Here is a 14,615-nt window from a genome sequence, read left to right on the forward strand (position 1 = left end):
TTACATGAGTAGTAATGATAATACTGCTGTGATTAAACTGATCCCGCCAAACGTCAACACGATCCGCCACTCCGACCAGCCGACCATCTCGAAGTGGTGGTGAATCGGACTCATTTTAAAGATCCGCTTTCCTGTCGTTTTGAACGAGATGACTTGCAGGATGACACTCAACGTTTCAATAACAAAGATGATGCCGACAAAAACGAGCAATAATTCAAGTTTCAGCATGAGAGCCAATCCTGCGACAGCCCCACCGAGTGCGAGCGAGCCCGTATCGCCCATGAAGATTTTTGCCGGGTATTTGTTGAAGACGAGGAAGCCGAGCAATGCCCCGACCACACTAAAAGCGAACCAGGCGATTCCGACTTCATCTTGTCCAACCGCATAAATCCCAAAGAATGCAAACGTCGGGATAGCTGAGAATGAAACGAGTCCGTCTAATCCATCCGTCAAGTTCACTGCGTTCGAGAATCCGACGAGCCAGAAAATCACAATCGCGATGTAGAACCAACCCGTTTCAAACGCAATCGATGTGAACGGGATCGAAATGGTCGTATCGAGTTCTCCACCAAGAGATAAGAACCAGGCGAAGAGGACAGACACGATGATTTGCCCGATCAACTTTTGAAGCGACGTCAAACCAAGGTTTCGTTTGTTTACGACTTTCAAGTAGTCATCCAAGAACCCGATGACACCAAACGCCAACGTGACGAACAGTAATGTTCCAAACCCGACTGCCGCCTCTCCAAAGACAATGGAAACGACGAAGCCGACCAAAATCGCAAGCAGGATGATCATCCCGCCCATCGTCGGTGTCCCCGATTTCTTTTGATGCCAATCAGGACCCTCTTCCCGAATTTCTTGTCCAAACTTCAATTTATGCAATGCCGGGATTGCACGTGGCATCGCAATCAATACCGTCAATAATGAACTGATTGCTACAATTAGACTAGTTAATAACATATTGTTCCCTCACTACCTTTTTTATTGAACGAGACGCTCAAGCGCCATCCCTCGAGATGCCTTTAACAATACCACAGTCTGTGGACGTTGATAATTATTCAGTAACGCCTTCGCTTCCTCAATCGTCGGGACGATGGTAACGTTCACCCGCGAATCAGAAATGCCGTCAGCAATCCACTTCGCCTTCTCCCCGACAAGAATGCAATCGGTCACTGGACTTGTCACGACATGCCCGACACGCTCATGTTGCATTTGTTCCTCTTCGCCTAACTCATACATATCGCCAAGGACGAGCACGCGCCGACTAAAACCTTCGAGTGATTTGACCGTCTCGATTGCCGCAATCATGGAAGTCGGACTCGCGTTGTAGGCGTCATTGATCAGATGGGCATCGCCAAACATCTGTTTTTCCATGCGCATCGATGTCAATTTGATCCGATCGAGTCCGCGCTGGATCATCTCGTGATCCAGTCCAAGATGAAGGCCGCATGCGATGGCGTATGCTGCATTACGAATCTGGTGGGCACCGAGCACTTTCAGCTCGTATAGATCTCCGTTGTACTTAAAGATCGAAGCATCAAATGTCGTCTCGACGACCTCGATTTTTCCATCTGCCGATGAATCATAGCCGACCCGGTAGCCCTGTCCTTCTAATAGTGGCTCATCCGCATCGACGATCAAACGTCCGTCCGACTTCAAACCGGACTTGATTTCCAGTTTCGCCTTCGCAATCCCGGAGCGTCCACCGACTTGTTCGCCGTGAGACTCTCCAATGTTTGTCACAAATGCGACGTCCGGTTTGGCGAGCTGGGATAACAGTTCGATTTGGCCGAACCCGTTCATTCCCATCTCGAGTACAGCGACTTCCGTATCCCGAGGCATGCGGAGCACCGTAAGCGGCAACCCAACGTCGGAATTGAAATTCCCAGCCGTCTTATGCGTTTTATACTTCTCTTCTAGGACGACGGCGACCATGTCTTTCGTCGACGTTTTTCCGTTGGATCCGGTGATGGCGACGACGAGCGGGGCAATCTCCGCCAAATAACGGGCTGCCGCAGTTTGAAGTGCTTCCACTGTCGATTCGACCGGAATGACGATGATGCCTTCTGGTTCCGGTCTTCCCTTCTCCCAAAACGTGACGATTGCCCCTTGCTTGATGGCTGCATCGATATAGTCATGTCCATCGACACGGGCACCCACGATCGGTACGAACAGTCCCTCTTCGTTGTGGTCCCGAGAGTCGGTTGCGACGCGTTCGACGAGCCGCTGGTCGGCGATTTCAACTCCGAACCATGATGCCAATGTTTGAATCGTCAATTGTTCCATACCTATTTCCTCCTGTGACACAGGAAAAGAGAGCCGCAGCCCTCTCCCTCTTGTGCGTTAATTCGACGGGGTTTCCAGTTTCACTTTTAAGGTCGCCCCATTTTTCACCGGCTTCCCTTTCCCAATTGATTGAGAAGTGACATACCCCGTCCCATTGATTTCTAAATTCAGTTGATATAACGTCGCCAACCGCTTCACGTCCCGTAGTGACCAACCTTTCAAGACCGGCATGTTGAACGTCTCACTCGTTTTGAGTAATAATCGCTCCCCGACGACGTAAGATTGACCTTTCACAGGACTTTGTGCAGTTACTGCTTCACCGTTGCCGAGTACAATCGGTTCAAACGCAGCAGCCTGTGCTTGATCGACCGCTTCTTCCCGTTTCGTGCCGATATACGTCTCAACAGTTTTCGTTGAAGCTTCAACCGTCTTCTTCTGTTTGTCAGGTTCGACACTCCGATACCGGAGAGCCACGTCCATCACGTCTTTAAACAGCGGTGCCATGACGCGTGGACCAGTCGTGGAAGAGTCGCTGTTCGGGCGGTCGACCGCAATGTACATGACGAGTTCCGGGTCGTCTTTTGGCGCCATCCCGACGAATGAGTGAATATACTGACCACTCAAATACTTCCCGTTTTCAGCAATCTGTGCCGTTCCCGTTTTCCCTATGACGCGATAATTATCTAACGCGTACAGTCGTCCGGTCCCGACTTCACTGTTGACGACACCATCTAATGCCTCCCGTGTCTTCTCTGCCGTCTCGGCCGTGATCGGTTGACCGACCTCTTTCGGGTTGGTTGTCCGGATCGTCTCACCGGTTTCACGGTTCACAACTTTTTTGATGACATGAGGCTGTTTCATCGTTCCGTCGGTCGCAATGGCGGACGTCGCTTGCAAAATCTGCATCGGCGTGACGGCAGTCGATTGTCCCCACGCCGTGATCAACACGTTCATCGGGCTTTCAAAGTTATATTGACTGTTTACCTCACCCGGCAAGTCGACACCTGTTCGTTGGTCAAACTTAAAGGCTTTAAAGTAATCTTCGTATCGGCTTAACCCAAGACGTTCGTTCGCCAGGATGGAAAACGCAACGTTGGAGGAGTGCCAAACCCCTTCTACCATAGGAATGGTACCCCATCCCGTGATGTTGTAATCATTGAATGTTGTCTTTCCGTACTTATATGAACCCGATTCATATAACTCATTCGGATGAAAGACCCCTTCATTGATGGCTGCAGCAAGGGTGAAAATCTTCATCGTCGACCCCGGCTCGAAGCGGGAAGAAACAGAGAAGTTACTATATGATGTAATCTCCCGTGTGTTCGGGTCAAAGGACGGTCGGTCGGATAACGCGACAATTTCCCCCGTCTTTGGATCCATGACGATGGCTGTCGCATGCTTCGGTTCGTATTCTTCGTAAAGTTCATCCATCTTCTTTTCTAACAATTGTTGAATCCGGTGGTCGAGCGTCAGTTGGACATCCGCTCCGTCCTCCGGTTCTACTTTCAACCATTCATCGCTTGAAATAAGCTGACGACCAGCCAAATCTTTTTCAAATCGATATAACCCGTACGACTCACTCAAGATATCATTTAACGATTTCTCAATACCCATCTCACCGACGAGTTCGATTCGTCCGTCCTGGTCAATCTTTTGAGCATATCCGACGACAGAGGATGCGAATACCTTGTTCGGGTAATAGCGTTTCGGTTCCTCGACAAACGTGATTCCCGGTAAATCGAAGGCTTCAATCTTTTCTTTTTGTTCGACGCTCAAATCTCGTCCCGGGATCCCGAATTCAATCTGCCCACGGTCGACATTTTGCTCGAGCCGCTTCAACAAATCTTCCTCGGTCATGGATAGGACGGTCGCGAGCTGTTTTGCCGCCTCTGCAAACTCTTCAGGTAACAGCGTCTTCCCTTCCACCCGTTCCCCGCCAAGCTTCAAGACGGCGACGAGACGATAGGACGGGATGTTGATTGCGATCGGTTGACCAAACCGGTCATATATTTCACCACGCTCCGCCTTTAACGTGCTGACTGACTTCCAACGTTCTTCTTCCGCAAAAGCAAGCATATTCTCGCCTTTATACGTATGAAAAACAGCTAAATAAAAGAACCATCCGACAAAAAATAAAAAGAGCGGTGTGAAGCAGACTATCGCCACCCACGCCACTCTTTTTTTACTCTGTTGTAGAGAATTCATCAATCAATCACCTTGACGTTCTTCTCATTGAACTTCATTCCGAGCTTTTCAGCAATCGCATAGATTCTTTCAGGCGAGCTTAATTGGGCGATTTCATACTTTAGTTCTTCATTCTCTTTCGCAACCGTATTCACTTGCTGGTTGATTGCAGAAGTGTCGCGCATCATGTTATACGCTTCATTGTGTTTCGACACCGTGATGCCACCGAACATGACGACTGAACCAATCATGACAGGGTACAGAATCGATTCAAACAAGGTCAACGTTCGTCGTTTCGGAGCAGGTATCGGTCGTTCTTGCGGAATCGGATTACGATTCGGTGAAACTTGAGGCTGCAACGCCTTACGGGCAGCTTCTGGCATCAGGTATCCCTCCTACTTGCTTGTTTATTTTTGTTTTTGTTTTTCCGCAACTCTCAGTTTAGCTGAGCGTGAGCGGCGGTTGTCTTCGAGTTCTATGTCACTCGCCACAATCGGCTTTCGGGTAACGAGTTTAAGTTCAGGCTCGAATTCTTCTGGAATGACCGGCAATCCTGGTGGTAATGGAGGATGCTGGCTTCGCTCTTTAAACACTTGCTTACAGATTCGGTCTTCAAGCGAGTGGAACGTGATGACACAAATGCGACCACCGATGGCGAGTAAATCAATCGCGTCTTGAACGGCACGGTCGAATACATTCAATTCATCGTTGACAGCGATTCGAATCGCTTGGAACGTCCGCTTCGCAGGATGACCTCCTTTGCGTCTTGCTGGTGCCGGAATGGCTTCTTTAATCAAGTCGACGAGTTCAAACGTCGTCTCAATTGGTTTATCGGCACGAGCTTGTTCAATCTTTCGTGCAATTTGCTTCGAAAACTTTTCCTCACCGTATGTAAAGAAAATGCGAGCAAGTTCTCCATACGACCATTCGTTTACGACGTGATAAGCCGATAACTCACGTGAACGATCCATTCTCATATCAAGTGGCGCGTCATAATTATAACTGAATCCACGCTCCGCCTCGTCAAGTTGTGGAGAAGAGACCCCGAGGTCGAATAGCACGCCATCCACTTTTGTTATTCCGCGTTGCCCTAACTCTTCTTTCAAGTGGACGAAATTACTCTTTATAAATGTAACCCGGTCTGAATACGGAGCCAATCGCTCTGCGGCGTGAGCAAGTGCGACATCATCCTGGTCGAACGCATACAGATGTCCTGTAGTGAGACGCTTGACAATTTCTTCGCTGTGACCAGCTCCACCAAGCGTACAATCTACGTAAATTCCATCCGGTTTGATGTTCAATCCGTCGATGGACTCCATTTTTAAAACCGTTTCATGCTCAAACATTCAAAAAACCCTCTCAACCTACATATTTCAACTGTATTATTACACTTACTTTATCATAAAAATGTCAAGAACCACATCGGTTTTTAACGAAAAGAGGAAACAAAAAGGTAACAGAGAAAAAAAGGCTTTTGACGCGTGTCAAGAGCCTTTCATCAAAATCAAACTTTAATGAGACAACGTTCATATTCAGAACGTTCATATTCAGATTTTATTCGTTTGAACAGTTCGACGCCATGGCGATTTAACATGGGGACCATGGAGAGGATTCGTTCTTGTGGGGCGTTCATTGGCATCAACCGTGTCGAAAGGCGAATTCGCCGCTCATTCAGACGATATTGACGCCGTTTCGCATCCGCCCGCATCTCTTCGGCCAATTTTTCAAGGGCATAGCGCGCCTGTGACTCAAACCGTCTTCCGTGTTTTTTCGCCTCCTGGCTCACGGACTCTGTCAACGTTCGAAACGGATACAAGTCAAGGTCGAATGCCTCATCATCGAACAGATGGTCCGGAAGCGGCGCTTGAATATATTCCTCAACTGTAACGTGTTCTTGTGACAGCTTCTTCTCATCATTGCTCGATACAATCAGTGCTCCAAGGCGCGGGAGCAACAAAGGCATCTTCCAATCAAATAGATGGAAGAGAGGACGCAATTGCAACCAGTAAGAAATTTCACCAGGACCTCCCACATAGCCGAGGGTCGGAAGCAGGAAATCTTGCATCAAAGGTCTTGAGACGACATTATTCGAAAAGCGCTCCGGATGCTGTTCGATCATTTCCAACAATTCCGTCTCCGTGAAGCGGTGCCCCCGCTTTGTCGTGAACGCATCCTCTGTTTTCGTCAACAGTTCTCGCGTTCCATCGTGATAAAACAAGTGGGCCGCCTCTTTATTCAATTCCACTTCCGGCATACCTTCTTCAAACGTATGTCTGAACGTGTTAAGAATGGAATCATGCTTTTTGACGATCTGTTTAAACATCGGGACTTCCAGTTCACGAATTTCTTTATGATGCGGGTCGAGCAGCACAAAATCATTGCCGACAAACTTCCGCATCATCCCTCCAAAAAATTGCGCAAACGAATGACTTTCCTGAATCAAGTCGACGAGCTCAGCATACAACGTCGGGGTATGCGCCGTCTCTGTCTCACTCATTAACAGACGCTGAAGCATTTGAACCAATTCGATTTTCAATCGCTCAAATTCCAAATCTCCGACCGAGGCTTTCCCTGCCAACGGAATGGATGATAAAGCGTCTTTTTTGAGGGTTCGGGAAAGCGACTGTGTTGTGAAAACATGATTGATCTCAGCATAGTCATGGTCCTCTGTCGCCATCCAAAAGATCGGGATGACAGGCTTCCCTAACATCCGCTCCGCTCGATTTGATTGTTTGATCACCGTTAGTAATTTATATACCGCAAAGAGCGGACCACCAAAGACCCCGACTTGCTGTCCCGTCACCATCGTATAGGCCTCCCCTTTCGCAAGGAGTGACAGTTTTTCATCCAATGGTTCGGTCACGTCTCCAAACGTTCGTTGCTGGGAGCGAATGACCTGCACAAGTCGATCAAGGTGGGGGAACGTTCGTCCGTCTAACTCCATCGCCCGTTGCTCTAATTCTTCGATCCCTTTATAGTCGAGCCACTTTACGTACCCATCATTCACTTGCATCATCGGGGACGTCTTGCCATATAAGGCATCGAACGATTCTATCCTCACGTGTAACAACTTCCTTTCAATCAATCAACGAATCATTTCTTGGGCGATTCCAAATACAAATAGGATGGCATGCGTGGGAACGAGCACCAAAAACAAGATTCTCCACCCGTGTACGAACATTTTCGTGAACAGTACTTCCTCGTGACGAACCCGTTGCCAAATCGCATTGAGTGGAAAAATGGCGCAACATGTCACGAGCAAAACCCAGGACACGTCAGTTCCCACAATCGCCTTGAGTAAAATCCCGCATGCGTAGAACCAAAGAACGACTCCCGCATCGCATACGAGCTTGAATGAGTTGATTGATTTCGGCAAAATTTTATTCAGTATCATATACACCATAAACCATACGATAAGTGGAAATGAAACAATATACACTAACACGATGCGCTCGCTCCTAAAATCAGTTTATGTAGTAACGGGATCACACTTAGCGAAATCCCACTTTCTTCAGCCTGTCGTACTAATGGGGCCAAGATGGCATCAACTTCTGTCGGTCGCCCTTCCTCCAGGTCTCTCAACATCGACGATCGATTTTCTGCCGTATTGGCGATGACAGCCTCAACGTAGCTGTAAGGGACGCGATCGCCATATAACAGCGTCAGTTCTTCATAGATGGAGGCAGCAATCTCTCGGTAAGGTGGTTGACGCAACGCCCCATTCGATACACGACAGAGTGCCGTGATTGGATTGATGATGGCATTCGCAAACAGTTTTTCGATGACCACCTGTTCAATATCCTCTTCCCAGACAATCTGCAATAACGAATCCTTGAATCGAATCGGTCGAAGCCCTGTTTGACTGCCGATCCGTACCCGACCCAGTCCACGGTGTTCAATCATGGATCCATGCCGAATCACGCCATGCTCGACGACACCAAGATGAAACCCACGCGCTTTCGCCAACTCAAGATGAGAAATCCCGTTGGAACAAATAAAGACAGGAACCGCACCACTCAACCCACTCGTCGCCTGTTCCAGTTGATGTGCTTTTGTCGTCACAAAAAAGACGTCCTGATTGCGTTCATTCAATAAATGAGTCGGAACAAGCCGAACCGGTACGTCCGCACTCGTCACACCCGTTCGTTCAATTCTGATTGTTTGTTCCTCACTTACCCGACCATACAACGTCACTTCATAATCCTGACTCAGAAAGGATGCCATCAGCATGCCGACAGCGCCGTTCCCGATGATTCCGATTCGTTCAATGGAATGCATCATGTCTTCCCTCCTTCATACGTCTTCGCACAAAAATTTTACCATAACTCAATTCCATGACCCAAAAACAAAAAAAGAAGCGGCCTTTAAAAGGTCGCTTCTTTTTGCATTATTTGCTTGTTACTTCTTTCCCGTTGTAATGTCCGCAAGATTTGCAAACACGGTGTGAAAGTTTCATTTCGCCACAGTTCGGGCACTCGTTCATACCAGGTACGTTGAGTTTGAAGTGAGTACGACGAAGACGTTTGCGAGTTTTCGACGTTCTACGGAATGGTACTGCCATCGTTGTCCACCTCCTTGAAAAGTTAGCCTTCCTCGTCCTCTTTTTTAGAGAACAAGTCGGCAAGCCCCGCGAGGCGCGGGTCAATTTTTGGTTGTGCGTCTGGCTGTTCCTCGATGAGGGACCAGCCTTCCCCTTCAACCTGAGTTTTGTCTGTCTCGTTCCCGAAGATTTGCATCGGGACGTCTAACATGATGAGCTCTTTTACGATTGGTACAAGATCAATCGTATTTCCTTCTGGCAAATTCACGTCATCGAATTGCTCCGTATAACGCCCATTCTCCAAAAAGAAAGGCTCGAGCGATTCAATATCGAATTCATAAGTGACATCTTCCAACGTACGCGCATCTGGCAACGTCAGATCACCTTGAATCTTCAAATTGAATGTAACTTGATTAGATGTGAACGATGCATCCCCGTGCACATGCACCGGGCGAATCGAACGGATATCCGGATGGAGCTGAGTCAGCTCTGGTAGTTCCACCATCTCATCGATCGTGAATCTGTCACCCTGGTTTCGGAGCTTAAGTAGCTGTGCAATAGACCATTTCATCCGAATCACCTCAATTGCAACAATATGAATTATAGATAGGCCAACTTGTTTTGTCAATGTTTTTTCTTTACACTAAAATCAGTTGACGACGGCGCTTTGCCAAAGCGTACTTATCCATCTTACACCAATCCATTCGACATTGCAAAGGAGTAAATCATGCAAAAGACGGCCATTATCGCAGAGTACAATCCATTCCATAACGGGCACTTCTATCAAGCTGAAACAGCACGTACCGAAACGGGCGCAGACGCCGTGATTGCGGTCATGAGTGCACAATTCACTCAACGCGGCGAACCGGCCTCGTTCGACAAATGGCAACGCGCAAAAGCAGCTGTGAAAAGCGGGGCCATCGACCTCGTCGTGGAACTCCCTACCCGCTACGGTGTACAACGCGCCGACCGATTCGCGGCCGCCGCCGTCTCGATCGCAGAACAACTTCAATGCCAGACCTTGTCGTTCGGAAGCGAGAGCGGGGACGTGACCGCGATTGAACACGCGGCTCACGCAGAAGTCGAACAGACTTCGACTTATCAACATGCGCTACAGAACGCGCTACAGGAAGGCAAGTCACCTGCACAAGCATCGAGCCTCGCGTTTCACGAAGTATATCCAGCGTTCGACCTTACACGTCCTAATAACATTTTAGCCTATCATTACGCCAAAGCAGCCAAGTCAATCAAACTCCACACCGTCAAACGGCTTGGAGCAGATTACCATGAGTTATCCGTGATGGATGTCATGTCCGCAACCGGCATTAGAGCACATTATTTGGAGACGGGGGAAGCAAGGGCCGTCCCCGCCTCAACAAGGGAAATGTTTGCCGGTGCGCCAATGAACCACTGGTCGAACTATTGGCCGGTTTTACAATATAAGCTTCGAACGACACCGGCAAACCTACTTGTTCAACTAGTTGGTATTGACGCCTCTCTCGCCCCCCGACTCATCCAAGCCGGATTAGAGCCGACGTTCGAGCGTGCGCTCGCCACGGTGGCGACACGGCGTTATACACGCACGGCGATTCAACGCGCCTTCGTTGCCGTGTTACTTCATTGGACGAAAGATGAACTGCCTTCACGTTTCGATGAGGTCCCTTACATCAGACCACTCGCGTTCAATGAGACAGGCCGTCGTGTCCTACGGGATGTGAAAAAAGACATCCCGCTCCTGAGTAAATATGATGACCGCCTCGCGTTCGAAGCCCGCGTAACGGAAGCTTATCGTCTTCCCTTACAAAACGACTTGCTCATCGAACATCAGCAGCGTCCTCAATTTATCTCTTCTAAATAACGAATCGCGTCTTCGACCGTCTTGACCGGTACGACTTTGATGTCACTATCAAGGCGGTCACGTGATTCCATCGCCTCGTCATAGTTTGACCCCTCCGGGACGAAGAAGACTTTGGCACCGGCCTCGTCTGCCGCGACAATTTTTTGCCAGGCACCGCCGATCGGACCGACATTGCCTTCTTCATCAACGGTCCCAGTCCCTGCAATCAATCTCCCGTTCGGTAAGTCACCAGGAGTGAGTTGGTCATATAACTCCAACGTGAACATTAACCCTGCCGAAGGACCGCCTACGTTCGTTAAAGCAAAATCAACTTCCGGGTCTGCCACCACTTCCTGAACAGGGAGCGGTTCATAGATCCCGATGCCAACTCGGTTTCCACTTTGGTCGATCGGCTGGATCAACGTCTTGACGACACGTTCTTTCCCGTCCCGCTCGATGGTCAATTCCACTTCGTCTCCCGCCTCAAACTGAGCGACTCGTTCCATGAAGTCAATCCGGTTCGCAAACGAAGTGCCATTGATTGCCGTGATGACATCCCCCGCTTTCAAAACGTTTGAAGCGAGTGAACCCGGCACAGGCGCCGATACATAAATCCCGTCAAATAGTACCGTGACATCTTTTTCAGCCAGCTCGTATGCATATTGAATGGCAGCTTGTTGCGAAGAAGACATCAGTAGCTGTTGACGACGTTCGTAGTCTGCTTCACTTTCCCCTTCAAACAGATAGCGGCTCGCTGAATTCGCTTCCGTGAACGGTGTCAACCAGCTCTCCACCAGCCAAAAAGGGGTCGCACGCCGTTGAGAGATGGTAACCATCATCAACTCACCCGCTTCTTTTTCACCGCCCTCAACCGTCATAAAGTCTTCAATTGTCGTGGCCGACCCCGGTGACGTGATGTAATAAGGAAGCGGCACAAAAATGAAGAGAAGAGCCGTAATCAATAGCCCAAGACCCACTTTAATGGTTTTCATTGTCCCGTTCTCACTTCGTATTTTTTACGTAGCGCCACTTCCACCTTCTCAGGGACGAGCTCACTCACGGACGCTCCGTACTTGGCAACTTCCTTTACAATGGAGGAGCTTAAAAACGAGTATTTACTGTTTGTCATCATGAATAACGTCTCCACGTCTTCGTTCAACTTTTTATTGATGGAAGCAATTTGCAACTCATATTCAAAATCAGAGACGGCGCGAAGTCCTCGAACGATGGTCGCGGCCTCACGTTTTGCCGCGTATTCGACGAGCAAGCCGCCGAAGGCATCCGCGGTCACATTTGGTAAATGAGTCGTCACTTCCCGAATCAGGGCTAAACGCTCCTCTACATCGAACAATGGTGCCTTACTCGAGTTTTCAAGCACAGCCACGATCACTTCGTCAAAAATTGCGGCGGCCCGTTCAATAATATCTAAATGTCCGTTCGTAATGGGATCAAAACTCCCAGGACAAATTGCAATCCGTTTCATCTTGTCACTCCTCATACATCGCATACTCATAAAAACTGATCGTGATCACATCTGAGTAGCGTTGAGTCTTAATTTTTTCCAATCGTCCAACCCGATCGGGTAACGTCACGTCACTTCCGTGTTCACAGACGATGACACCGTTGTCCGTTAACAAATTGTTCTGTTCAATGATTTCTAAAAATGGAATATGTTTCTCTTCATGGTACGGGGGGTCCATAAAAATCAGTTTGAACGACTCCTGTCGTGCAACCATTTGTTCGAGCACGGCGCGAGCGTCCTGTTTCAAAAGCGTCGCCTGTGATTCATAATGTGTCGCTCGAAGGTTTTCTTGAATCGTCTGAATCGCTTTTGACTGCCGGTCGACGAAGACTGCCTGCTCACACCCTCGCGACAAGGCTTCGATGCCGAGACCCCCGCTCCCGGCATATAAATCAAGCGCCTGCCCCCCGGCAAAATAAGGGCCGATAATATTAAAGAGTGATTCTTTCACTTTATCCGTGGTCGGTCGTGTCGCCGACCCTGGAACCGCCTTTAACCGGGTCCCTTTCCGCTCTCCTGAAATGACACGCATTGGTTTCCCTCCAGCAGAAAAGATGAAGGCGTCACCACCTTCATCTTTTCAATTTATTTCGATTTCGGTTCATACGTTTCCGCGATAAACGGTCGTTCACTTCTCACGACCGATTCGACGAACGGTAACTCTCGAACCTGATTCAATACATCCTCATGATTTTCGAGGTCTGTGTATAAAAACGCATATTTTTCCCGGCGTGAGACAAAATATAAACTCGCATATCGTCTCAGCGCTTTCACTTGTTTCATCGACTTCACATAGACGACGAATCCAATCCGTTCCTTCATCGACGACTTAGACGGCACATCCACAGCTTCCGCCTCCTCCACAGCTTCCGCCTCCAGAACATCCTCCCTGGTCGAAGAATGGATTTCCTGTAGGCACTTTAATTTGAGGAGAGACTGCATGAGCTAAAATCCCACTCACTTCTCCCAGCAATTTATCCAGTTGACGCTCTGCTTTTTTGAACGCAGCGACCTCCGGCTGGACATCAAGACGTCGTTTGACGAGATGCATGTCCTTTTTGATGCGGTCATGGTCGGGATGATGCTTCCCGAATCGTTGAACGTACTCGTACCCTTCTTTCATCTGAAGGAACTCTCGTTCAATTTCCCGCGCTTCATTTGAGGCAAGTCTCGCCTGCTTCGTGCGGATATATGTTTGAAACGATTCGCTTGCTTCAATCAAATCGGTCAATTCTTCAGTTTGATCGAGCAGGGCAATTGTCTGTTCAGTGATTATCATACGCCTCACCCTTTCTGCCATGATTTTACCACAATTGTTTCCCTATGTAAGCAATCCACACTATAATTGAAGAAGACTCGTGTCGTTCAACAGAGAAAGGAAGTGAATAGACGTACATGTACGTCTTAACATGAAAAAAGTTTCATTTAACATGATTCGTTCTGCCGGCATCAAAACAGACTACGCTAAACCGGAGTATTATTACGACCAACTCGATAAGGTGCGGGAAGCCGACCTCGTATTATTCCCGGAATATTGGATGGTCAATTCCATCATTTACGGACTGAATAAACCAATCTTCCCGTCTCCAGCCACCTATCACCTCGGACACGACAAGATTGAAATGACCCGTGCTTTCCAAGCGACGTATCCGCACCGTATTCCGAAAACGCTCATCTATGGGAAAAACCCTTACACGATTGAGCGGGTGCTTGAGGAGTTTGAATACCCGTTCGTTGCGAAAAAAGCAAAATCGTCGATGGGACAAGGGGTATGGCTCATCAAAAACGATCAAGAATGGTTGGAGTATGTTGAAAAACACGATACGTTTTATGTACAGCAGTTCATCCCGAACGACCGAGATCTTCGAATCATCGTCATCGGTGAACAGGTCGTCGGAGCTTACTGGCGTGTCAGTGAGGCCTTTTTGAACAACGTCGCCCAAGGAGCGCACTTCTCCTATGATGACATCCCGGAAGATGTGGTCAACGAAGTTCAGTCCATTGCGAAGACGCTTAACGTCAACCATGCCGCATTCGATGTCATCGTGACAGAAGACGGATTCTATATTCTCGAATTCAATGTCTTTTTCGGTTCAGAAGGCTTGTTGCCGCTCGGAGTAAGACTTCCTCAAAAAATTGAAGAATATCTCGATTCCTTGTCATGATCGTTCATCTTTTTTTCACAATTTAAACACACGTTATTCCAAGAACGTTTTTGAATATGGTATGATGACATATGAGGT

Annotated in this window: 17 protein-coding genes; 2 read left to right on the forward strand and 15 right to left on the reverse strand. The window is 48.3% G+C overall.

The annotated features are described in order from the left end of the window. From mraY to KNP03_RS06690, 10 genes are all read right to left on the reverse strand, one after another. Entirely contained in the window at positions 1 to 963 is a 963-nt protein-coding gene (gene mraY / locus KNP03_RS06645; protein ID WP_214827120.1) for a phospho-N-acetylmuramoyl-pentapeptide-transferase, read from the reverse strand. A 21-nt stretch (positions 964 to 984) separates the two neighbouring features. Then, positions 985 to 2,289: a UDP-N-acetylmuramoyl-tripeptide--D-alanyl-D-alanine ligase gene (locus KNP03_RS06650; RefSeq protein ID WP_214827123.1), complete on the reverse strand. Its 1,305-nt coding sequence runs from the start codon at positions 2,287 to 2,289 to the stop codon at positions 985 to 987. Positions 2,290 to 2,346: 57 nt separating this feature from the next. Continuing rightward, the gene (locus KNP03_RS06655) at positions 2,347 to 4,494 is read right to left on the reverse strand and encodes a penicillin-binding protein (RefSeq protein ID WP_214827136.1); all 2,148 of its coding nucleotides are present in this window, start codon (positions 4,492 to 4,494) and stop codon (positions 2,347 to 2,349) included. Beyond that, positions 4,494 to 4,856, reverse strand: a complete 363-nt coding sequence (ftsL, locus tag KNP03_RS06660; protein WP_214827139.1) for a cell division protein FtsL — start codon at positions 4,854 to 4,856, stop codon at positions 4,494 to 4,496. Before ftsL ends, KNP03_RS06655 begins: the two co-directional genes overlap by 1 nt. A gap of 24 nt (positions 4,857 to 4,880) precedes the next feature. Further along, positions 4,881 to 5,819 (reverse strand): 16S rRNA (cytosine(1402)-N(4))-methyltransferase RsmH, encoded by a 939-nt coding sequence (rsmH, locus tag KNP03_RS06665; RefSeq protein ID WP_214827155.1) that lies wholly within the window; start codon positions 5,817 to 5,819, stop codon positions 4,881 to 4,883. 158 nt (positions 5,820 to 5,977) lie between these two features. Beyond that, positions 5,978 to 7,534: a bacillithiol biosynthesis cysteine-adding enzyme BshC gene (gene bshC, locus KNP03_RS06670; RefSeq protein WP_338082714.1), complete on the reverse strand. Its 1,557-nt coding sequence runs from the start codon at positions 7,532 to 7,534 to the stop codon at positions 5,978 to 5,980. Positions 7,535 to 7,558: 24 nt separating this feature from the next. Continuing rightward, positions 7,559 to 7,918, reverse strand: coding sequence for a DUF3397 domain-containing protein (locus tag KNP03_RS06675; protein WP_214827158.1), 360 nt, complete (start codon positions 7,916 to 7,918; stop codon positions 7,559 to 7,561). Further along, entirely contained in the window at positions 7,912 to 8,754 is an 843-nt protein-coding gene (locus KNP03_RS06680; protein ID WP_214827161.1) for a ketopantoate reductase family protein, read from the reverse strand. The genes KNP03_RS06675 and KNP03_RS06680 overlap by 7 nt, the downstream gene beginning before the upstream one ends. 106 nt (positions 8,755 to 8,860) lie before the next feature. Continuing rightward, on the reverse strand, positions 8,861 to 9,034 hold the full coding sequence (gene rpmF, locus KNP03_RS06685) for a 50S ribosomal protein L32 (RefSeq protein WP_015881300.1): 174 nt from the start codon (positions 9,032 to 9,034) through the stop codon (positions 8,861 to 8,863). A gap of 22 nt (positions 9,035 to 9,056) precedes the next feature. Continuing rightward, entirely contained in the window at positions 9,057 to 9,584 is a 528-nt protein-coding gene (locus KNP03_RS06690; RefSeq protein ID WP_214827165.1) for a YceD family protein, read from the reverse strand. Between the two features lie 156 nt (positions 9,585 to 9,740). On the opposite strand from KNP03_RS06690, the gene KNP03_RS06695 reads away from it, so the two are divergent. Beyond that, positions 9,741 to 10,871 carry a tRNA(Met) cytidine acetate ligase gene (locus tag KNP03_RS06695; protein ID WP_214827167.1) on the forward strand — a complete coding sequence of 377 codons (1,131 nt, stop codon included), beginning with the start codon at positions 9,741 to 9,743 and terminating at the stop codon, positions 10,869 to 10,871. Here KNP03_RS06695 and KNP03_RS06700 read toward each other — a convergent pair. Genes KNP03_RS06700 through KNP03_RS06720 form a run of 5 tightly spaced genes read right to left on the reverse strand, consistent with a single transcriptional unit; the run spans position 10,850 to position 13,651 of the window. Further along, positions 10,850 to 11,842 carry a SepM family pheromone-processing serine protease gene (locus KNP03_RS06700; protein ID WP_214827169.1) on the reverse strand — a complete coding sequence of 331 codons (993 nt, stop codon included), beginning with the start codon at positions 11,840 to 11,842 and terminating at the stop codon, positions 10,850 to 10,852. The genes KNP03_RS06695 and KNP03_RS06700 overlap by 22 nt on opposite strands. Next, positions 11,839 to 12,333, reverse strand: a complete 495-nt coding sequence (gene coaD, locus KNP03_RS06705) for a pantetheine-phosphate adenylyltransferase (RefSeq protein ID WP_214827171.1) — start codon at positions 12,331 to 12,333, stop codon at positions 11,839 to 11,841. Before coaD ends, KNP03_RS06700 begins: the two co-directional genes overlap by 4 nt. A 4-nt stretch (positions 12,334 to 12,337) precedes the next feature. After that, on the reverse strand, positions 12,338 to 12,904 hold the full coding sequence (rsmD, locus tag KNP03_RS06710; RefSeq protein WP_214827186.1) for a 16S rRNA (guanine(966)-N(2))-methyltransferase RsmD: 567 nt from the start codon (positions 12,902 to 12,904) through the stop codon (positions 12,338 to 12,340). A gap of 53 nt (positions 12,905 to 12,957) precedes the next feature. Then, entirely contained in the window at positions 12,958 to 13,218 is a 261-nt protein-coding gene (locus tag KNP03_RS06715) for a DUF2129 domain-containing protein (protein ID WP_338082715.1), read from the reverse strand. Then, positions 13,202 to 13,651, reverse strand: a complete 450-nt coding sequence (locus tag KNP03_RS06720) for a YlbF/YmcA family competence regulator (RefSeq protein WP_214827196.1) — start codon at positions 13,649 to 13,651, stop codon at positions 13,202 to 13,204. The genes KNP03_RS06715 and KNP03_RS06720 overlap by 17 nt, the downstream gene beginning before the upstream one ends. Positions 13,652 to 13,781: 130 nt before the next feature. On the opposite strand from KNP03_RS06720, the gene KNP03_RS06725 reads away from it, so the two are divergent. Beyond that, entirely contained in the window at positions 13,782 to 14,537 is a 756-nt protein-coding gene (locus tag KNP03_RS06725; RefSeq protein ID WP_214827197.1) for an ATP-grasp domain-containing protein, read from the forward strand. Positions 14,538 to 14,615: the final 78 nt, after the last annotated feature.

The organism is Exiguobacterium algae (genome assembly GCF_018617875.1).
GTDB classification, from domain to species: Bacteria; Bacillota; Bacilli; order Exiguobacteriales; family Exiguobacteriaceae; genus Exiguobacterium; species Exiguobacterium algae.

Coding starts and splice junctions, on each gene's coding strand:
- mraY (WP_214827120.1), bottom strand. CDS start 963: ATGTTATTAACTAGTCTAATTGTAGCAATCAGTTCATTATTGACGGTA.
- KNP03_RS06650 (WP_214827123.1), bottom strand. CDS start 2,289: ATGGAACAATTGACGATTCAAACATTGGCATCATGGTTCGGAGTTGAA.
- KNP03_RS06655 (WP_214827136.1), bottom strand. CDS start 4,494: ATGAATTCTCTACAACAGAGTAAAAAAAGAGTGGCGTGGGTGGCGATA.
- ftsL (WP_214827139.1), bottom strand. CDS start 4,856: ATGCCAGAAGCTGCCCGTAAGGCGTTGCAGCCTCAAGTTTCACCGAAT.
- rsmH (WP_214827155.1), bottom strand. CDS start 5,819: ATGTTTGAGCATGAAACGGTTTTAAAAATGGAGTCCATCGACGGATTG.
- KNP03_RS06680 (WP_214827161.1), bottom strand. CDS start 8,754: ATGATGCATTCCATTGAACGAATCGGAATCATCGGGAACGGCGCTGTC.
- rpmF (WP_015881300.1), bottom strand. CDS start 9,034: ATGGCAGTACCATTCCGTAGAACGTCGAAAACTCGCAAACGTCTTCGT.
- KNP03_RS06690 (WP_214827165.1), bottom strand. CDS start 9,584: ATGAAATGGTCTATTGCACAGCTACTTAAGCTCCGAAACCAGGGTGAC.
- KNP03_RS06695 (WP_214827167.1), top strand. CDS start 9,741: ATGCAAAAGACGGCCATTATCGCAGAGTACAATCCATTCCATAACGGG.
- KNP03_RS06700 (WP_214827169.1), bottom strand. CDS start 11,842: ATGAAAACCATTAAAGTGGGTCTTGGGCTATTGATTACGGCTCTTCTC.
- coaD (WP_214827171.1), bottom strand. CDS start 12,333: ATGAAACGGATTGCAATTTGTCCTGGGAGTTTTGATCCCATTACGAAC.
- rsmD (WP_214827186.1), bottom strand. CDS start 12,904: ATGCGTGTCATTTCAGGAGAGCGGAAAGGGACCCGGTTAAAGGCGGTT.
- KNP03_RS06720 (WP_214827196.1), bottom strand. CDS start 13,651: ATGATAATCACTGAACAGACAATTGCCCTGCTCGATCAAACTGAAGAA.
- KNP03_RS06725 (WP_214827197.1), top strand. CDS start 13,782: ATGAAAAAAGTTTCATTTAACATGATTCGTTCTGCCGGCATCAAAACA.